The organism is Arthrobacter sulfonylureivorans, assembly GCF_047607445.1.
Lineage (GTDB): Bacteria > Actinomycetota > Actinomycetes > Actinomycetales > Micrococcaceae > Crystallibacter > Crystallibacter sulfonylureivorans_A.
In genome coordinates, this window is record NZ_JBLKRT010000001.1 from 113,076 (window position 1) to 132,542 (window position 19,467).

At 69.7% G+C, this 19,467-nt stretch carries 16 protein-coding genes; 14 read left to right on the plus strand and 2 right to left on the minus strand.

What is annotated here, in order from left to right; translation table 11 throughout:
- Positions 1 to 155: 155 nt before the first annotated feature.
- Positions 156 to 572 carry a hypothetical protein gene (locus tag ACMX2H_RS00495; protein ID WP_414958568.1) on the plus strand — a complete coding sequence of 139 codons (417 nt, stop codon included), beginning with the start codon at positions 156 to 158 and terminating at the stop codon, positions 570 to 572.
- On the opposite strand, the gene ACMX2H_RS00500 is transcribed toward ACMX2H_RS00495, so the two are convergent.
- A complete protein-coding gene (locus ACMX2H_RS00500) occupies positions 544 to 4,437 on the minus strand; it encodes an FtsK/SpoIIIE domain-containing protein (RefSeq protein WP_414958458.1) in 3,894 nt (1,297 codons plus the stop codon). The two genes, ACMX2H_RS00495 and ACMX2H_RS00500, sit on opposite strands and share 29 nt — an antisense overlap.
- A 155-nt stretch (positions 4,438 to 4,592) precedes the next feature.
- Between ACMX2H_RS00500 and ACMX2H_RS00505 the strand changes: the two genes are divergently transcribed.
- The 5 genes from ACMX2H_RS00505 (at position 4,593) to ACMX2H_RS00525 (ending at position 10,017) form a co-directional block, all read left to right on the plus strand.
- A complete protein-coding gene (locus ACMX2H_RS00505; RefSeq protein ID WP_414958459.1) occupies positions 4,593 to 5,882 on the plus strand; it encodes a nucleotide sugar dehydrogenase in 1,290 nt (429 codons plus the stop codon).
- Positions 5,883 to 5,946: 64 nt separating this feature from the next.
- Positions 5,947 to 6,567, plus strand: a complete 621-nt coding sequence (locus ACMX2H_RS00510; RefSeq protein WP_136784646.1) for an acyltransferase — start codon at positions 5,947 to 5,949, stop codon at positions 6,565 to 6,567.
- Positions 6,564 to 7,658: a DegT/DnrJ/EryC1/StrS family aminotransferase gene (locus ACMX2H_RS00515; RefSeq protein ID WP_414958460.1), complete on the plus strand. Its 1,095-nt coding sequence runs from the start codon at positions 6,564 to 6,566 to the stop codon at positions 7,656 to 7,658. Before ACMX2H_RS00510 ends, ACMX2H_RS00515 begins: the two co-directional genes overlap by 4 nt.
- 2 nt (positions 7,659 to 7,660) lie before the next feature.
- A complete protein-coding gene (locus ACMX2H_RS00520; RefSeq protein ID WP_414958461.1) occupies positions 7,661 to 8,743 on the plus strand; it encodes a Gfo/Idh/MocA family protein in 1,083 nt (360 codons plus the stop codon).
- Positions 8,743 to 10,017 (plus strand): glycosyltransferase, encoded by a 1,275-nt coding sequence (locus ACMX2H_RS00525; RefSeq protein ID WP_414958462.1) that lies wholly within the window; start codon positions 8,743 to 8,745, stop codon positions 10,015 to 10,017. Before ACMX2H_RS00520 ends, ACMX2H_RS00525 begins: the two co-directional genes overlap by 1 nt.
- Positions 10,018 to 10,044: 27 nt before the next feature.
- Here the strand turns inward: ACMX2H_RS00525 and ACMX2H_RS00530 are convergent, their stop codons facing one another.
- Positions 10,045 to 11,184: a glycosyltransferase gene (locus tag ACMX2H_RS00530; RefSeq protein WP_414958463.1), complete on the minus strand. Its 1,140-nt coding sequence runs from the start codon at positions 11,182 to 11,184 to the stop codon at positions 10,045 to 10,047.
- A 286-nt stretch (positions 11,185 to 11,470) separates the two neighbouring features.
- Here ACMX2H_RS00530 and ACMX2H_RS00535 point away from each other — a divergent pair, with 286 nt between their 5' ends.
- The 8 genes from ACMX2H_RS00535 (at position 11,471) to fdhA (ending at position 19,434) form a co-directional block, all read left to right on the plus strand.
- The gene (locus ACMX2H_RS00535) at positions 11,471 to 12,607 is read left to right on the plus strand and encodes a glycosyltransferase (RefSeq protein WP_414958464.1); all 1,137 of its coding nucleotides are present in this window, start codon (positions 11,471 to 11,473) and stop codon (positions 12,605 to 12,607) included.
- A gap of 51 nt (positions 12,608 to 12,658) precedes the next feature.
- Positions 12,659 to 13,324, plus strand: coding sequence for a glycosyltransferase family 2 protein (locus tag ACMX2H_RS00540; protein ID WP_414958465.1), 666 nt, complete (start codon positions 12,659 to 12,661; stop codon positions 13,322 to 13,324).
- Between the two features lie 4 nt (positions 13,325 to 13,328).
- Entirely contained in the window at positions 13,329 to 13,712 is a 384-nt protein-coding gene (locus ACMX2H_RS00545) for a DUF2304 domain-containing protein (protein WP_414958466.1), read from the plus strand.
- On the plus strand, positions 13,709 to 14,884 hold the full coding sequence (locus tag ACMX2H_RS00550) for a glycosyltransferase family 2 protein (protein WP_414958467.1): 1,176 nt from the start codon (positions 13,709 to 13,711) through the stop codon (positions 14,882 to 14,884). The genes ACMX2H_RS00545 and ACMX2H_RS00550 overlap by 4 nt, the downstream gene beginning before the upstream one ends.
- Positions 14,881 to 16,017: a glycosyltransferase gene (locus ACMX2H_RS00555; RefSeq protein WP_414958468.1), complete on the plus strand. Its 1,137-nt coding sequence runs from the start codon at positions 14,881 to 14,883 to the stop codon at positions 16,015 to 16,017. Before ACMX2H_RS00550 ends, ACMX2H_RS00555 begins: the two co-directional genes overlap by 4 nt.
- A gap of 3 nt (positions 16,018 to 16,020) precedes the next feature.
- Positions 16,021 to 16,998: a glycosyltransferase gene (locus ACMX2H_RS00560; protein WP_414958469.1), complete on the plus strand. Its 978-nt coding sequence runs from the start codon at positions 16,021 to 16,023 to the stop codon at positions 16,996 to 16,998.
- A 353-nt stretch (positions 16,999 to 17,351) separates the two neighbouring features.
- Positions 17,352 to 18,137, plus strand: a complete 786-nt coding sequence (locus tag ACMX2H_RS00565) for an MIP/aquaporin family protein (RefSeq protein ID WP_414958470.1) — start codon at positions 17,352 to 17,354, stop codon at positions 18,135 to 18,137.
- 82 nt (positions 18,138 to 18,219) lie between these two features.
- Positions 18,220 to 19,434: a formaldehyde dehydrogenase, glutathione-independent gene (gene fdhA, locus ACMX2H_RS00570; RefSeq protein WP_414958471.1), complete on the plus strand. Its 1,215-nt coding sequence runs from the start codon at positions 18,220 to 18,222 to the stop codon at positions 19,432 to 19,434.
- Positions 19,435 to 19,467 lie beyond the last annotated feature (33 nt).

A 19,467-nucleotide genomic window follows, 5' to 3' on the forward strand; every position in this document is an offset into this window, starting at 1 on the left:
TCGCCATCCAGCGTTTCATGTTAAATCCATGTAAACAAGGGGTCATGCCGACTTATCCGGCAGTAGATCGTGAGTCATTCATCACACGGGTGGTTGGTGTGGTTCCGGCCCGGAAGCCGATACCTGACTATCTAAGGTAGGGTGCGAATGTGTCAATGCCTGCCCCGCCGTCCAGCCCTGCCTCCCGCCCGATTGCCATAAAGATCATCGCCGCCGCCGTCGTTCTGGAGGCGCTCGTGTTGTTGGCCGGGGCAGCCCTGTATGGCTACGGTCTGGCCACGCAAACCCCGATATCTTTCGCCGGCAGCGTCTTCCTGCTGGTCCTGATGCTGGTGTTCGGCAGCTGGCTGCTGGTGGTCGGGCATTTCCTGTTCCGCGGCTACCGCTGGACCCGGGCAGCTGCCCTGGTGTGGCAGGTGTTCGTTGTGGTGGTGGCCATCTCGATGATCCAGGCCGGCCAGCTGGTGCTTGGCCCGATCCTGCTGGCGGCAGCCGGGGCCTCGTTCGTGCTGCTGCTGACCAAGCCCGTGACGGCGTTCCTGGTCAAAGGCGCCGCTCCGCGCGCCCTTTAGCCAACGCGACCTGCAACGGCACGACCCGTCCGGAGCCGATCCGGTAGGCACGCCCTGGCGGTCGCCACCCGTCGTCCAGCCTAACGCCAAAGAACTCCGCATCCGCTGCTGCCCGCGGAGCCAAAACCATGCCGCGTCCACCGGCCCGGGCCTGCAGGGCCAGCGGGACTTGCTGCAGCAGCATCGGCCCCGGACAGGTTGCCACGACGGCCGATGCGCCGCCGGCCACCAGGGCGGCGATAGATTCCTGCGCCCGGGCACCGAGGCCGGCGGCGTCGTCGACCAGCAGCACGGTGCCCCGCGCCACGGGAGAGTGGCAGGACCAGAAACCGTCAGCGTCGGCGCCGTCGGGTGGGACCGAGCACGGCCGCACTCCGTCGAGCGCCCGCCGCAGGAGCGCCAGCAAGTTCGTTTTCCCGCTGCCCTCCGGGCCGAGGACCAGATACACCTCACCGGCCGGCAACGGCAGCGTGGAAGGCTCCAGTTCGTCGCCTTCCACACCGATCACCGGGTGTCCCTCCCGAACGCGCGGCAGCGTGCCCGCGGGAACCGACCGTGGCAGCGCTTCAACCCGGAACGGACGGATCCGGGTCCCGGCCCGCGGGGGAGCACCCGCCGCGCCGGTGATCAGCTGGCAGACACCGCCCTCGCCGCCGATCCGCCCCAGCACCAGCGCCCTGCCGGGTACCGGCTCCATCGGCGGAAGCCGCGGCCAACTCATCAAGGTCTCCGCTCCGGCGCCGGCCGGAAGGTGGAGCCTATTGGCCAGCAGCGGCAGGAACCGGCTGCTGGCCAACTCGCGCTCGCCGGTCACGGCCAGGGCGACCCCGGTCGCCGGGCCGTCGCGGGCGATGTCCTGCAGGCAGTCTTCGGCCCAGCCGAGCCGGCCGGAGCGGAAGCCACCGAGCCAACGGCCCGAGCCGCTCACCAGCAGGACCAACGGAACACCGGCCGCCGGTCCGCCCGGATCCGGCGCCGCTGCCAAGGCGCCCAGCCGGGAGGAGACCTCGCCGGCCAGCCGGCGTAGGACCCGTGCCGCCCGCTCGACGTCCTCCGGCCCGACGTAGGCTCCGGTGCGCGCCGCGCCGCACACCGGCCCCAGCGAACCGTCACCGTCCAGCACATAGCAGTGCCGCTCCGCCGGACTGCCGAGGACCTGGGCGGCCAGTGCCCGCAGGAACTCCCGATGTCCGCCGCCGTCGACGCCGAGAATCGCCAGATGCCCGTCGCGCTCCGGCAGCCAGCGCAACAGCTCCTGCCGCTGCCGTGAGGGCAGATCCAGCAGCCCGATGGCGATGCTGCCGCCCGCGTCGCGCGGGAACCGGTCACCGGACAGATCGGAGACCGCCAGCTCAGCCGGCAGCGCCGGCAGCAACTGCCGGGCGCCGGCCAAACCCAGGCGGGTCGCGGCACTGGCGGCTTCGGCCACGAGTTGCTCGAGCTGCCCGGCGCCGTGCGGGTCGTCCGGAGCCGGCACGTCTTCCGCCCGCAGCCATTCGTCCACGGTCCGGAAGAGCGCATCGGAACCTGGCACCGGCAAGGTGCTGGAGGCTGATTGAAACGGCATGGCATCCCCGGTGCCGATGCGCAGAAAAGCCCTGCCCCGTGCAGTCACCGGGATCTCCGCCGCCGCCGGCGAGTCAAGCAGGTCCCGCGACTCGGCCGCGTTCTGTGTCCGCAACGCAATCATGGCGGTCACATTGGCACGGATGTCGGAGGACACCGCACCCTGCGGCCGCTGGGTGGCCAGCACCAGATGGATGCCCAAGGCGCGGCCGACCGTGGCCACGCGCATCAGTTCCGGAAGCGCCTGCGGCGCGTCCTCGCCGAGCATCCGGAATTCATCCACCACCACAACGAGCCGGGGCAAGCTGCCCGGCGTGCAGTCGGCAACGTCGCTCACGCCGAGGCCGGCCAGCAGCGTTTCGCGGCGGCGTACTTCCGCCTGCAGCCAAGCCAGCGCCCGGTTCACTGCCTCAAGGGTGAGATCGGTCAGCAGGCCGGCGCAGTGCGGCAGGCGGACGAGCGGGCCGAGGCCCGAACCGCCCTTGAAGTCCAGCAGCAGGAAGTTGACTGCGTCCGGAGACCGGGCCAAGGCCAGCGAGAGGACCAGGCTGCGCAACAGCTCCGACTTGCCCGACCCGGTGGTACCGGCGACCAGCAGATGCGGCCCGTGCACGGCCAAGTCGAGCGCCAGCGGTCCGCCGGCGCCGGCGCCGAGCATAGCGGCCAGGCCGGGACTGCGGTCGCCGCGGGACCAGCGCTGGGCGAGTGGCTCCGGTGGAAGCAGCGCCTGCAGCCGGCAGCTGGCGGGCACGGAACCTGTGGCCTGCGCGCCGCCACCGAAGACTGCCGCCGCCCGCCGGGCGAACCGGTCCAGCACCACCGTGGAAGCCAGGTCGGCTGCAAACCGGACGCTGGGCCCCTCGCGGGTCAGCAGGCTCTCCGTCCCCGCCACCACGATCCGCGGCGCCGGTCCGGCGGGCCCGCCGAACCACAGCACCGCCGCCGGCGCAGCGCAGTCCGCCAGCACCCGGGCCGCCTCGGCATGGCGGCCGGCTACCAGCAGCACGGCGCCGCCGCTTCCGGCGGACAGCAGCTCCGCCAGCTGGCCGGGCCGCTCCGCGAGCCCGACCCCGGGCAGGAACCGGGCCGACGATCGGATCGGCTCCGGCATGGCATAGCAGACCACCTGCAGGGCGCTGCCACCGGCCCGGGCGGCCAGCTGCAGCAGCGCCGACCTCAGCATGCCGCCCAGCCCTGCCGCTGTGCCCTCGAACTTCAGCCCGTGCTCGGCCAGCAAGTCCACGCAGACCGGGACATTTTCCAGCAGCGGAGGCTCCGCGACCGGTGCCTCCGCCGAGCCGATGTGCGCCGGCAGGCTGGCCGTCCCCAGACGTATCCAGACATGGTCCGGACGCGGCTGGTGTTCGCGCGGCCGCGCTGTTGGGCTGCGGACCGGGGCACCGCAACGCAGCAGGGACAGCGTCAGGGCAGCGGCGTCCGGGGCTGCCAGACGACGGCGGCGGGCATCGGCTTCCGCCGCCGCGGCCACCGCCGCCCGGTAGCGTCGGCGCTGGCGGCGCCCGGCGGCGTACGGCACGGCGGCGGCCAGCAGGGACATTGCGCTGAAGACCAGGAAGAACCACATGCCCGTCAGCAGGGCCAGGGCCACGCCGGCGATGAGCGGGAGTCCGGCCAGCAGCAGGGTCATGGTGGTCCGCGGTTCCGGCCGTTTTTCCGCCACCGGGACCGGATCGGACAGCTCGGCGTCGGGTCGGAACGGTTCGCCGGGGTCGCTGCCCACGACCAGCCGAAGCTGGCTGTTGCCGATCCACACGGAGCATCCCGACGCCAGCGCCACCTGCCGGGTACGCTTGCCGCCGCAGATGATGCCATTGGCCGACCCGGCGTCGCGCAGCAGCACCTGGCGGTCGGTCACGTCCAGCGTGGCATGCAGCCGGGACAAGGACGGATCCGCGATCGTCACCGCGCAAGCGTGCCGGCCGATGGTGAAGGTGCCGCGCTGCAGGCCGAACAGCCGGCCGGCGTCCGGCCCGGCGGTCACGGCCAGCACCAGCGGTGGCAGCGGGGCAGTATCCCGCCGCGGAAAAGAGGCGTCCTCCGGGGCACAGACCACGACGGCGCCGTCCACCAGCGGGTGCGCCCCGGCGGTCAGCGAAGCCAGGCTGTGGCCGGCCACAGTGAAAGCAACACCGGCCAGCCGCCCGCGCAGCCACGCATCCAGCGGGGCAGCGCTGCTTCCGGCCTGCAGTCCGCAGACCGCTTCGGCATTCCCGGCGATCCAGGCAGCCGCTGCGGCAGGGATCCCGGGCGCGGCCGCCAGGGTCAGGTGAAGGACCATGACAAGAACCTAGACAGATTGCCACGGCCCTTTCCTCCACGGCCACCCGAGCTGTGGATAACGTCCGGACCTCAAGGCTGCCGGTTCAAGCGATACGCTTGACTCTGGGCCGGAAGCGGCCGCCACGTTGACCTAACGAGAAAAGGCCTTAGCTCTTGAAGATCGCTGTCATTGCTCTGGGAAAGATCGGGCTGCCGTTGGCTGCCCAGTTTGCTTCGAAGGGGCACCAGGTCATCGGCGTGGATGTGAACGCCGCCGTGGTGGACCTGGTCAACGCGGGCACCGAGCCGTTCCCGGGCGAGGCGGGGCTGCAGGAAAAGCTGGCCGAACTGGTGCCGGCCGGCCGTTTGCGTGCCACCACCGACTATGCCGAAGCGGTGCCCGGAGCGGATGCGGTGGTGCTGGTGGTGCCGCTGTTCGTGGACGCCGAGGCCAAGCCGGACTTCGGCTGGATGGACGCCGCCACCCAGGAACTGGCCCGGCATCTGACCCCGGGCACGCTGGTGTCCTACGAGACCACGCTGCCGGTGGGCACCACCCGGACCAGATGGAAGCCGATGCTGGAAGCCGGTTCCGGACTGGTCGAGGGGCAGGACTTCCACGTGGTCTTTTCCCCGGAGCGGGTGCTCACCGGGCGGGTGTTCGAGGACCTGCGCAAATACCCCAAGCTGATCGGCGGGCTGTCCGAGACCGGGGCCGCCGTGGCGCAGAAGTTCTACGAGGCCGTGCTGGATTTTGACGAGCGCCCCGATCTGGCGCGCGGCAACGGCGTCTGGGACCTGGGCTCGGCCGAGGCCTCCGAGCTGGCCAAACTGGCCGAGACCACCTACCGCGACGTGAACATCGGACTGGCCAACCAATTCGCCCGCTACGCCGCCACCGCCGGCATCGACATCTACCAGGTCATCGAGGCCTCCAACTCCCAGCCGTACAGCCACATCCACCAGCCCGGCATCGCCGTCGGCGGGCACTGCATTCCGGTGTATCCGCGGCTGTATTTGTGGAACGACCCGTCGGCCACGGTGGTGGCGGCCGCGCGCGCAGCCAATGCCGGCATGCCGGACTACACCATCGGCCTGCTGGAGGGTGCCTACGGCGACCTGGCCGGCGCCCGGGTGGTGGTGCTCGGCGCGGCCTACCGGGGCGGCGTCAAGGAAACGGCGTTTTCCGGGGTGTTCGGCGCGGTGGAGGCGATCACCGCGCGCGGAGGCACCGCTGTCGTGCATGATCCGCTGTTCAGTGATGCGGAACTCAGCGCACTGGGCTTTACGCCCTACCATCTGGGCGAGCCGGCCGACGCCGCCGTGGTGCAGGCCAACCACGCCGCGTATGCGGAGTTAGGCCCCGACGACCTGCCCGGCGTGAAGGTGTTCATCGACGGCCGGCGGGTCAGCTCGGCCGAGCGCTGGCCGGGCGTGGCGTACCGGGTGATCGGCAAGGCCTGAACCCGCTGCCGCGGGAGAAGAATTGACGACGGCGGCTGCGGCCGTGAGCGGAAAGAGGGAAGCTATGGCGTTCATCGCCGATTCGGCAGATGTGGCCGCCGCCGCCCGGTTGGGCGAGGGCACCAAAATCTGGCATCTGGCGCAGGTCCGCGAGGATGCGGTGCTGGGCGAAAACTGCATCGTGGGCCGCGGCGCCTACATCGGCACCGGCGTGCAGGCCGGGGACAACTGCAAGGTGCAGAACTACGCGCTGGTGTACGAGCCGGCGCGGCTGGGCCACGGCGTGTTCATCGGCCCGGCCGTGGTGCTGACCAATGACACCTACCCGCGCGCCGTCTCGCCCGACGGGTCGCTGAAGAGCGCCGACGACTGGACGCCGGTGGGCGTGGAGATCCGCGACGGCGCGTCGATCGGTGCACGGGCGGTCTGCGTGGCGCCGGTGACCATCGGCGCCTGGGCCACGGTGGCTGCCGGGTCCGTAGTGACCCGCGACGTGCCGGATTTTGCGCTGGTGGCCGGGGTGCCGGCCAAACGGATCGGCTGGGTGGGCCGGGCCGGGCAGCGGCTGGGCCAGGACCCGGCGGACCCTGCGCTGTGGGTGTGCCCGGCCACCGGTGCGCAGTACCGGGAGGAAGCGGGCATCTTGCAGGAAGTTGGCCACGAAACGCGAGGAGAACAGCAGTGAGCAAGGACTTCATACCGGCGGCCAAACCGATCATCGGCGACGAAGAGCGGGCCGCAGTGGACGCGGTGCTGGTCTCCGGCATGCTCGCCCAGGGGTCCGAGGTGGCCGCCTTCGAGCAGGAGTTCTCGCAGGTGCTGCTGGACGGCCGGCACGCGGTGGCGGTCAATTCCGGCACCTCGGGCCTGCATCTGGGCCTGCTGGCCGCCGGCATCGGACCCGGGGACGAAGTGATCGTGCCGTCGTTCACCTTCGCCGCCACCGCCAACTCGGTGGCCCTGACCGGTGCCACGCCCGTGTTCGCGGACATCGAGCCGGAGCACTACTGCCTGGACCCGGAGGCGGTCGCTGCCGCCGTGACGCCGCGGACCAAGGCGATCATGCCGGTGCACCTGTACGGGCACCCGGCCAACATGGACGCGCTGGGGGCGCTGGCCGCGGAGAAGTCACTGCTGCTCTTCGAGGACGCAGCCCAGGCCCACGGCGCGTCGCTGCATGGCCGTCCGGTGGGCACGTTTGGTGAGTTCGCCATGTTCAGCCTGTACCCGACGAAGAACATGACCTCGGGCGAAGGCGGCATGGTGTCCACCGGCAGCGACGAGGTGGCCCGGCGGCTGAAGCTGCTGCGCAACCAGGGCATGGAACGCCAGTACGAAAACGAACTGGTGGGCTTCAACGCGCGGATGACCAACCTGCACGCCGCAATCGGCCGGGTGCAGCTGGGCAAGGTCGGCGGCTGGACCGGACAACGCCAGGCCAACGCCGCGTTCCTGGACGCGAACCTGGCCGGCGTCGGAACCCCGAAGGTGGCCGCCGGGGCGGTGCACGTGTACCACCAGTACACCGTGCGGATCAGCGCGGGGGAGCGGGACCGCTTCGCCGCGGCGCTGAAGGACGAATACAACATCGGCTCCGGCGTCTACTACCCGATCCCGAACCACCGGCTGCCCTCCTTCAACATCACCGCGGACCTGCCGGCCACCGAGGCCGCCGCCGCGGAGGTGCTCTCGCTGCCGGTGCACCCGTCGCTGGACGCCGAGGACCTGGACCGGATCGCCACCGCGGTCAACGCCCTGGCGAAGGCGGGAGCCTGAGCATGGCAGCGAACGGGAAAACCGTGCTCCGCGCCGGACTGATCGGGCTGGGCATGATGGGCCGGCACCACGCCCGCGTGCTCCGCGAGACCGACGGCGTGGAACTGGTGGCCGTCGCCGACGCCTACGGCGACCCGCACGGCGCCGCGCCCGGCCTGCCGGTCTACTCCGGGGTGGAGGAACTGATCAACGCCGGGATCGACATCGCCATGTGCGCGGTGCCCACCGGCTTGCACGTGGAGGTCGGATTGGCCCTCGCCGAAGCCGGCGTCCACACCATGGTGGAGAAGCCGATCGCGGACACCGTCGCCGGCGGGGAGAAGCTGGCTGCTGCGTTCGAAGCCCGCGGACTGGTCGGCGCGGTCGGCCACATCGAGCGCTATAACCCCGCGCTGCAGTCGCTGCGGGCGCGGCTGGAAGCCGGCGAACTGGGCCGGATCTTCCAGATCGCCACCCGCCGTCAGGGTCCCTTCCCGGCGCGGATTGCCGACGTCGGTGTGATCAAGGACCTGGGCACGCACGACATCGACCTGACCGCCTGGCTGGCGCAGGCCGCCTATTCCTCGGTCAGCGCCAACACCACCATCCGCTCCGGCCGCGAGCATGAGGACATGGTGGCGGCCACCGGACTGCTGGACAACGGCGTGATCACCAGCCATCTGGTCAACTGGCTCTCGCCGACGAAGGAACGCGTCACCGTGGTCACCGGCGAACGCGGCGCGTTCGTAGCCGACACCCTGACAGCCGACCTGACCTTCCATGAAAACGGCACCTTCAACACCGAGTGGGAGTCCGTGGCCAACTTCCGCGGCGTCTCCGAAGGCAACATCACCCGTCTGGCGATCCCCAAGCGCGAACCGCTGAAGGTGGAGCACGAAGCGTTCCGCGACGCCGTGCTGGCCAACCGGGGGCTGCTGCCGGAAGCTGCCCACGGCAGCGCGGCTGCGGAGCACGACGGCGGTGACCGCCCCGAGCGTCCTGCCGCCGGGATCGTCACCATGCGGGAAGGGCTGAACACGCTGCGCGTGGCCGAAGCGATGATCGCCAGCGCAAAGGAATCCCGCACCGTCGGGCTGCACGCCTGATGGGCCTGCGGATCCTGCTGGCCAGCCGGATTTACCTGCCGGAAGCCGGCGCCGCCGCGTACCGGCTGGCCGCTACGGTGCGGGCGCTGACCGCGGCCGGCCATGAGGTGACGGTGCTGACCACCCGGCCGCCGCGCGGACTTCGCGCCGCGGGAGGTGCCGCTGCCGGTGCCGGGGCGGCGGCCTCGGAGGGTGCGGCGGCCAGTGCCTCGGAAGAGGCAACGGCCGGCGTCTGTGCCCCGGCCGGTGGCGGCGCCCCGGCCGGCGACGGCGCCCGGATCCTGCGCTGGCCCGTGCTCCGTGATGCCAGCGGCGCGGTGCGCGGCTATCTGCAGTACGCCAGCTTCGACATTCCGCTGTTCTTCCGCCTGCTGGCGCAGAAACCGTTCGATCTGCTGCTGGTGGAACCACCGCCGACCACCGGCGTGGTGGTCCGGCTGGCTGCCGCGCTGCGCCGCCGTCCCTACGTCTACTTCTCCGCGGACGTCAGCTCCGACGCTGCGGCCGGGATCGGGGTGGATCCGCGGGTGGTCGCGGTGCTGCGCGCGGTGGAGCGCTGGGTGATCACCGGCGCGTCCGGCGTGCTCAGTATTTCCACCGGCGTGACGCTGGCGCTGGCCCGGCTGACTTCCGGGCGGGCCAAGGTGGCGGAAGTCGGCACCGGCATCGATACGGATACCTTCAGCCTGGCCGGGCCCGCAGATCCTCATCCCGGCCCCACCTTCGTCTACGCGGGGACCATGTCCGAAATCCAGGGCGCCGGCGTCTTCGTGGACGGCTTCCTCAAGATCCTGGACCGCTACCCCGATGCCCGGCTGCTGATGTACGGCGGCGGAGTAGAGCTGGAGGAGCTGCGCCGGCGTGCGGCGCCGGCGGGGGAGCGCATCCGTTTCATGGGAACGGCCGACGGCGGCACCATCGCCAGGGCGCTGCGCACCGCCACCGCGGGGCTCGCCTCAGTGCGGCCGGCCCGGGGCTATGACTTCGCTTTCGCCACCAAAGCCTTCGTCTCGCTCAGCTGCGGAGCCCCGGTTGTCTACGCCGGCGTCGGACCGCTGCGCCAGTTGGTCGCCGACCACAGGCTGGGGCAGAGCGTGGACTGGGATGCCGGCCAAGCGGCCGAGGCGATGGCCACGGCCCTGGAACAGCCCGTGTCCGACGCCGAACGCCGCCGGCTGTCCGAATGGGTGGAGCGAAACTACTCGCTGCGCAGCGTCGGCAACCGCGCGGCCACAGCCATCGCCGACGCAGCCGCGGCCTTCCGCCTGCGCTGAGCTGCGCCTGGCTGGCCCGGATGTAGGTCAGGGGGTGAGCACCGCGGCGAGGATGCCGCGGGTGACTGCCTCGTCTTCGGCGGAGCTGAGGGCCGCGGCGGCGCCGTGCGCATTGGACTTGTACTTGTCCACCTGCTCCGTGGTCAGCGATGCCAGCGCGCGCGCCAGCGACTCCGTGCTGAAGTCTTCGGTCACCACGCCCAGATCGTAGGTCTGCATCAAGGCCGCGGTCTCCGGGGACGGGCTGAACACCAGGGCCAGCCGGGCCTGGACGAAATCGAAAAACTTGTTCGGCAGCATGAAATGGTGGTTCATGGTCTGCGGCGGCAGCGAGAAGACCCCCACGTCGTAGGCGTTGAGCGTTGCAGGCAGCTCTTCCGGCGGGACCGCATCGTGGAAGGTGATGCGGGGGTCGCTGGCAGCCAGATCCTTGAGCTGCTGCCAGTAGCGTCCGCCATCGCGTGCCTTGACCAGGTAAAGGTCCAGGGTGAAGCGGTCATCGAGCATCTTGACCGCCTCGATGGTTCCCTCCAGATTCCGGCCCGGCACCGCGGCACCGCTGTGCACCAGCCGGATCTTCCCGGGCAGCGGCGGGGACGGCTCCAAACGCCGGAACGGCCCCGCGTTGCGGACCACTTCGACGGTGCAGCCGAACTGTTCCGCATACATCCGGGCGATGGACGCGTTGACGGCCGTGATCGCGGTGGTGCGCGGCAGGTACTTGGCGCAGATGCTGCGCATGTACGGGGCGACCAACAGCTTCCAGGGCAGCACATGCGAGCGTTCCTCCGGAGCCCACTCGTGCATGTCGCCCCAGACCGGTGCTCCCTGGGCCAGAGCGTGGGCCAGCGGCAAGGCCCTGGCCTCGTTCGCCACCACCAGGTCGAAGCGGCGGCCTGCAACCAGGGCGCGGGCCTGCTTGACCGCAGGAGCGCTGAGCTCCACCGCGGAATGCTGGCGCAGCGCCAGCAGCAGGACGCCCAGCGGCGTCTGCGGAAGCGACGGCAGCGAGGCGTCGACTCCCAGATGGTGGGTGGCGCCGGGCGGACGCTCGCCGTAGCTGAGCGTGGTGACTTCACCTGCTTCGGCCAGCAGTTTCAGCTGCCGCAACACGCGGGAATCGGCCTGGATATCCGAGAAAGAGATACACAGGATCTGCTGGGCCACTACTGCTCCTTGTCACCGATGCCTGGCGAATGCCGGACAGTGAAAGATTACCGTCCGGCGATCGGCTGGCGGCGCGGCAGCGCACCCGGGCGCGCCGACCGCCGCACCCTAAGCGCCCACCGCCATCACGCGGCGGCCACCCCGCGGCGGCCGGAGCCTGGCTGCCGGAGCCCAGCTGGCCGACCTTGGCGCAGGTCGGAGCACCAGATCGCGTGCAGGACGCCGGGCTAGGATGGCGATGGAAGCCGGACGCAGCCGGCTGCAGCCGAAAAGGTCCAGGAGCCCAGTGAAGATCGCCATCACCAAGAGCACGTTGCGGATTCCGCCAACGTACTTCGCCACGGCGCACGCCGAGCGGTTGAAGGACCGGCACGACTTCCACGTCTTCACCTTGGTGGCCCAGATCGAGGACTCTTCGGTCACGATCCCGGTCACCGACTTTGTCCCGGCTCCCGGGCTGGGCTTCCGCCGCCGCGAGCTGGTGATGCCCGCGTTCATGCGGTCCATGGCCGTGGCAGTGACCCGCTTTAACCCGGACATCATCCACCAGCACTTCGCCACTTGGTCGGAGCCGGCGGTCAAGGCCTCCACCGTCTCCGGAGCCCCGCTGCTCACCACCATGCACGGGTCCGATCTGGTGTCGCTGGCGAATCCGGCGGACACCATGATGGCCCGCTGGCACCACCGCAACGTCCTGTCCGCAGCGGCGCACAGCTCCCGTCTGCTGGTGGTCAGCAATTACATGGCCGGGCGGGCCGCCGACCTAGAACTCGATACCGGAAAAATCCATGTGCACTACCAAGGCGTGGACACCGATTACTTTGTACCCACCCGCCATCAGTCCGACGAGACGCCGGTGGTGCTGTTCGTCGGCGCGCTGAACATGCAAAAGGGCATCCGTGACCTGCTGGACGCCTCACTGGCCGTGTGGCGCAAAGCCAGGCACCGGCTGGTGGTGATCGGCGACGGGCCGTTGCGTGACGCCGTGGCCGAGCACGCGGCCAGCCATCCGCACATCGATTTTGTGGGCAGACAGGACCGGGCCGGTGTCCGCGCCTGGATGCAGCAGGCACAGATCCTGGTGGCTCCCAGCCAGGAAGCCGGCGGCGCACGGGAAGCTGCCGGCTTGGTGCTGCTGGAAGCCCAGGCCTGCGGCACCCCGGTGCTGGCATACCGTAGCGGCGGCATTCCGGAAATGATGGAGGACGGCGTCACGGGTGTGCTGGCGCCGGAAGCGGACTTCCGCCAGCTGCAGGACGGCCTGCAGCAATTGCTGCAGCTGGGCAGCGCCGAATACCTGGCCATGCGCCGGGATGCCCGCAAGTTTGTGGTCGACCAGCGGAGCCTGGCCGGCAGCGTCCGGGAGCTGGATGGCCACTATCGGGATCTGGCAGCGCAGGCGCTTGCCCCGCGGCGGCCTTAGGTGCCGGTGCTGCTGCGGCCTGGACCATTCCCATTGTGGAATACTAGGCGGGTGAGTCGCTGCTGGGTCGTCGTGCCGATGTATAACGAGGCCACCGTTGTCGGCTCGGTCATCCAGGAGCTGCTGCAGACCTTTCCGAACGTGGTCTGCGTTGACGACGGCAGCAGCGACGATTCCGCCGCCATGGCGCGCAAGGCGGGCGCCGTCGTCGTGGTCCATCCGGTGAATCTTGGTCAGGGCGCCGCGCTGCAAACCGGATTCGAATATGCCGCCCAGGATCCGGACTTGGACGCGGTCATCACCTTCGACGCCGACGGCCAGCACCGGGTCCAGGACGCGGCCACCATGCTGGAACGGGTCCGGGCCGGCGAGGCGGACGTGGTGCTGGGCTCCCGGTTCCTCGACGGCCGGGGGGAGGTCTCGGCACTCAAGCGGCTGGTGCTGCGCACGGCCGCTGTCCAGTCCAGGTTGTCCACCGGCTACCGCCTCACCGATGCGCACAACGGACTGCGCGCGCTGTCCGCCGAGGTGGTACGCAACATCCACCTGTCGCAGAACCGGATGGCGCACGCCTCCGAGCTGATCCATCAATTCTCCGCGCTCGAGGCCCGGGTGGTGGAGCAGCCGGTACACATCGTCTATACGGAATATTCCAAATCCAAGGGGCAGTCGCTGCTCAATGGAGTCAACATCCTCGCAGACCTCTTCTTCCGGTGAACCCATGCTCATAGTCGTCCAAATTGTCCTGGTCCTGGCCGTCGCCCTCGGCGCCCTGGCGCTCATGCGCGGCGGCCAAAATGCCCGCCACCAGGCCGTGCGCCGGATCCTGCTGATGCTCTTCGCCGTGCTGGCGGCGCTGTCCGTGTTCTTCCCCGGCATGCTGACCGCCGCCGCGAATGCGCTGGGCATTGGCCGCGGCACCGACCTGGTGCTGTACGGACTCATCGTGTGTTTCCTGATCTTCATGGCCAGCTCTTTCCAGCGGACGCGCCAGTTGGAGGCCCGGATTACCAAGCTGGCCCGCCGGATTGCGCTGGACGAAGCGCCGCGCCCGGAAGAGGCAGCCGGCCCCGATGACGCGGCACGGCCGGGGGAAAACCCGTGACGGCTCCGGAAGCCGAAATCGTCATTGCCGTCCACACGGCGGACCGGCCCGTCAGGCGGGCGGTGGAATCCGTGCTGGCTGCCGCGCCGGGACGGGTGGGCGCCACGGTGGTGTGCCACAACATGGACCCCGGGCCGGTGCGCGAACAACTGGCCGGCTTCCCGGAGACCGTGCGGCTGCTCGAACTGGCCGACGGCATTCCGTCCCCGGCCGGTCCGTTCAACTTTGGCCTGGACCAAGCGCGTGCCGGGTTCGTCGGGATCATGGGGTCGGACGACACACTGGAACCGGGAGCGGTGTCCGCCTGGCTGGACGTTGCGCAGGCCACCGGCGCTGCCGCCGTCATCGCGCCGGTCCGCTACCGCGGTGGCGCACGGATCCTGACTCCGCGCGCCCGTGTGTTCCGCGGCGCGCTGGTGGATCCGCTGCGCGACCGGCTGGCCTACCGGACGGCGCCGCTGGGACTGATCCGGCGTGAGGCACTCGATCGGCTCGGGCTGCGGCTGCGCCAGGGGCTGCGCACCGGCGAGGACCTGGAGTTTGGCCTCCGGCTGTGGTTTTCCGGTGAAAAGATCGCCTACCCGGCCCACGCCCCGGCCTACCTGGTGGGACAGGACGCGGACGAACGCGTGACGTCCGCCGTGCTGCCGCTGGACACCCAGTTCCAGGACGTCACCGCGCTGATTTCCGGCGCCTGGTTCCCGGCACTGCCCGCCGCCCAGCGCGAAGCCATCGCGGTGAAGCTGCTGCGCGGCCACGTGATCAGCGCGGCCGTCCGCCGAGGCGCGGAGTTCAGCTGGGGAGCCGAGGACCGGAAGGCCATCTCCGCCGTCGTGCGTTCCCTGACCGCAGCCGCACCGGGCGCGCCGCACCTGCTCAGCGCCCCGGACGAACGCTTGTTGCTGGCGCTGCGCGATGCGGTATCCGGCACGGACATAGCAGCAGAAGTACGACGGCGGGCGGCCGCCGGGGCGCTGCAGCGCACCTTGACCCGGCGCTGGCTGGCGAACCTCCGGCGTGAAGCACCGCCGCGGACCAACCTGAACTCGCTCGTTTTCAGCGCCGCCGGCCGGCTGCACGGCATGCGGCCTACGGCACGCGCCGCGGCCGCAGGTGCGGCAACATCCGGCGCACCGGCACCCGACAGAACCGACGGAAGGCAGCCTCGTTGACCGGACCCCGCTCCCTGCTGATCCTCTCGCTCTCGCCGCTGCGCAGCGACCCGCGGGTGCTCAAGCAGATCACACTGTTCCGTGACCAGTACCGGGTCTTCACCTGCGGGTTCGGCCCGGCGCCGGACGGCGTCGCGGGACACATTGGACTGGACACCGGGTTGGCCAGCTGGCCGCGCGATCCGCAGCGGCTGGCCCTGCGGCGCTACACCGACGTGTACTGGAACATTGCCGCCGTGGCGCAGGCGCGCAAGCTGCTGCGCGGCCAGCAATTTGACGCCGTGCTGGCCAACGACACCAACACCGTGCCGCTGGCGCTGAGCCTTGAGCCGAAGCACGGCGTGCACGCGGACCTGCATGAATTCGCGCCGAAGGAACACTTCAACAAGCCGGCCTGGCGGGCGCTGGTGGCCCCGTACGTGCGCTGGCTCTGCCGCACCTACCTGCCGGCGGTCCGCTCCGTCACCACGGTGGCCGAGGGCATTGCGGAGCAGTACACCAAGGACTTCGGCGTCGCGGCCTCGGTGGTCACCAACGCGGCCCCGTACGCGGACAAGCAACCGCGGCCCACCGGCGACAAGATCCGGATGATCTACAGCTCCGCCGGTCAGCGGTACCGCAAGATCGAAGACATCATGGAAGCCATGCGCGGCGCGCCGGAGCACCTGGAACTGGACCTGATCGTGATGCCGAACGAACCGGCCTACGTCGCCGAGCTCAAGGCACTCGGCGAGGAGCTGCCGAGGGTGCGCTTCCGTGAACCGGTCCCGTACGACCAACTGGTGGACACCGTGGCCGAATACGACGTTGCCATCTCCATCATTCCGCCCACCAACTTCAACCTGGCGCACGCCCTGCCGAACAAGTTCTTCGAGGCGGTCCAAGCCCGCACCGGGCTGATCATCGGCCCATCGCCGGCGATGGAAACCCTGCTGCGCCGGCACGGGCTGGGCGCCGTCACCGCAGACTTCAGTCCGGCGGCGCTGGTGGAGGTGCTCAAGACGCTGACGCCGGAGATGGTGGACGGCTGGAAAGCGAACGCACACGCCGCCGCCCGGGAGCTGTCCTCCGAGCACCAGATCAAGGGCTGGGAGCACGCGGTGGCCGGCCTGTTCACCCCGCAGGAGGCCTGAGCGGTGGCCGCAGACCCGCGCGTCCTGCACATCTATGATGCGGCCGACGTCGGTGCCACCTTGATCAAATACGGCCGGCGCGAGGGGCGGCCATGGCGCCACTTCACCGCGATACCGCCCGAGGGCGCAGCACCGTCAGCGGCCGCCCGCGCCGGGAAACTCGCCGCCGGTTCGCTCTGGCAAGCCCGGCGGGCGGCCGCCATCCTGCGGTCGGACCTGCTGCATGTGCATTCCGGCTCGCGGATCGGCGTCGTCCGGTCCCGCCCGGTCAAACCGTTCCTGCTGCATTTCCACGGCACGGACATCCGCACCCAGTACTACGAGCCCGCTCGCCGGCCCGCGCTGCAGTGGGGCGCTGACCACGCGGTCACGGTGCTGTACTCCACCCCGGACCTGCGCGAACACGCCGAGTCCGCCCGGTCCGACGCGGTCTACCTGCCGAACCCGGTGGACCTGGAGGAACTGCCCCAGTGGTGGCCCGCAGGCCGGCCCCGCATTGTTTTCGCCTCCCGCTGGCATTCCTCCAAGGGAGGCCAGCAGCAGCTGGAGTTGGCGCGGGTGCTGCGCGCCGCCGTCGGGCCGGACGTGGAACTGCAGGGGCTGGACTGGGGCGACGGCGCGCCGCAGGCGGCCGAGCTCGGCGTCATCCTGGTGCCGAAGATGCCCAAGCCGGAGTACCTGCGCTGGCTGGCGTCGGCCCACGTAGTGATCGGCCAGAGCGCCGGAATCCTGGCCATGAGCGAACTGCAGGCCATGGGCATCGGCGTTCCCGTCGTCATGCCGTTGGGGGAGGGGTACTACCAGTCGCCCCCGGTGCTACAGGGCGACTCCGCCGAGGCGCTGGCCGCTGCGGCCGCCGCCGCCCTGGCTGACCCGGCCGGCACCTCCGCCACCCTGGCTGCGCGAACCTGGCTCCAGGAACACCACGATCCGGTCCGCTTAGTGCACCGGCTGGCCGGGATCTACGCCGCCGCGGGATAGTTTCCCGGTCCGCTTCGCCGCGCGGCCGCCGGAGCAGGGCCGCTCCGCGGGCCGCCGCCGGACAGTCCGCCGTGCCGCTGCGCCGGGCGCTGCACCGGCCGCTTCGCAGGGTCCGCTGAGCCGCGCGCTGCACCGGCCGCTTCGCAGGGTCCGCTTCGCTCGGCCGCTCCGCCGGGCGCATTGTCCGCCGCTGCAGCTGGGCTGAATCAGCCGCAAGCGTGATGGCTGTGGTTAAAGGATGCCAACCACCAGCCCCTATTGACGCCCTTCCGCGGGCCCGCCTAGACTCGCTCAAACTTCCAGCTCGTTCCATTTTCGTGACATTTCCTCGTATCTACATGAAATGGTGCAAAATGACCCCCACCTTAATGCGGCGGCTTGCAGCAGAAGTGATCGGCACGGCAATACTGGTGACCTTCGGAGTCGGGTCGGTGATCGCGGCGTTCACGGTCGGCGCAGGGGAGATCACCTATCCTGGCATCGGGTTTATCTCCCTGGCATTCGCCATTGCCATTGCCGTGGCCATCTATGCATTCCTGGCGGTTTCCGGTGCCCACATCAATCCGGCCGTGACCTTCGCACTGGCGGTGACCAGACGCTTTTCCTGGGTAGAAGTGGTTCCCTACATCGTTGCCCAGCTGGTCGGAGCCACGATCGGGAGCCTGCTGCTGGTCGCGTCATTCGGGACCCGGGCGGTGGACTTTGGCGGAGGCGCGACCGCGCTGGGGCCGGACGTCTCTTACGGCCAAGGCATCGTTGCGGAGGCGGTGGGAACCTTCCTGCTGATGCTCTCGATCATGGCCGTGGCGGTGGATAAGCGGGCACCGAAGGGCTGGGCCGGCCTGATCATCGGGCTCGCTGTCGCCGCCGCCATTTTTGTGATGGCTCCGCTGACCGGCGGGTCGCTCAACCCGGCCCGGACCTTCGGCCCCAACGTGGTGCAGTCCATCTTCGGCGGCGCGGTCGAGTGGTACCAGTACCCGCTGTACATCCTCGGGCCCTTCATCGGCAGCGTTGCCGCCGCCGTTACCTACGACTTGGTGGCCCGCCCGCGCGAAGTCCCGGAAGGCGAACCGCGCGCCGACGATCGGACAGTCTCGGCAGAGAAGGACAAGAAACCACATTCCGACAAAGGATAGAAAACACGCTGGGAGAAATAACGCGGCTGCGCGGGCTCGTCGGCTTGAGCGCGGTTGAGGGATAAATACGAAAGGGAAAACCATGACGGGAAATCGTGTAGTTGTCTACAAGGGCCCAGGGGAAGTTGCGGTTGAAACGATCGACTACCCCAAGCTGGAACTGCCGTCCGAAGTTGCCAGCAAGATGGGAATCCAGCAGAAGGCACCGCACGCCGCGATCCTCAAGCTGGTTACCACCAACATCTGCGGCAGTGACCAGCACATGGTCCGCGGGCGCACCACCGCACCGGTTGGCCAGTCACTTGGCCACGAGATCACCGGGGAAGTCGTCGAGACCGGCGACGACGTGCTCTTCGTGAAGGAGGGCGATATTTGCTCGGTACCCTTCAACATCGCTTGCGGCCGCTGCCGGATGTGCAACGAAGGCAAAACCGGCGTCTGCCTCAACGTGAACCCGGCCCGGCCCGGCGCAGCCTACGGCTATGTAGACATGGGAGGCTGGATCGGTGGGCAGGCCGAGTACGTAATGGTGCCGTACGCGGACTTTAACCTGCTCAAGTTCCCGGACCGGGACCAGGCGCTGGAGAAGATCCTGGACCTGACCATGCTCTCCGACATCTTCCCCACCGGCTACCACGGCGCCTTTACCGCCGGTGTCACCACAGGTTCCACGGTCTACGTCGCCGGAGCAGGGCCGGTGGGACTGGCCGCGGCTTTCTCCGCCCATGTGCTGGGCGCCTCGGCGGTCGTCGTTGGCGACATGAACGCCGACCGGCTGAAGCAGGCCGCAAGCTTCGGCTGCGAGACCGTCGACCTGAGCCAGGAAGGCTCGCTGCCGGACAAGCTCGAGCAAATCCTCGGCGTCCCGCTGGTCGATGCCGCCGTGGACGCGGTCGGCTTCGAGGCCCGCGGGCACGGCGCCAATGCCGCGGAGGCGCCAGCCACGGTGCTGAACGACATCATGTCGGTGACCCAGGTGGGCGGTGCCCTCGGCATCCCGGGCCTCTACGTCACAGGTGACCCGGGCGGCATCGACGAGAACGCCAAGGTGGGCCAAATCGGCGTGCAACTGGGCACCGGCTGGGCGAAGTCGCTTTCGTTCACCACCGGACAGTGTCCGGTGAAGCGGTACAACCGTAGGCTGATGGACCTGATCCTGGCCGGTAAGGCCAACATTTCCAAGGCGGTGAACGCCACCACCATCAGCCTGGACGAGGCGCCTGAGAGTTACCAGGCGTTCGACAAGGGCGCGGCCAAGAAGTACGTCATCGATCCGCACGGGATGGTCCCCGCGTAGGACGGCTGTCCAGACAAACAGCGGTGGCTGCGC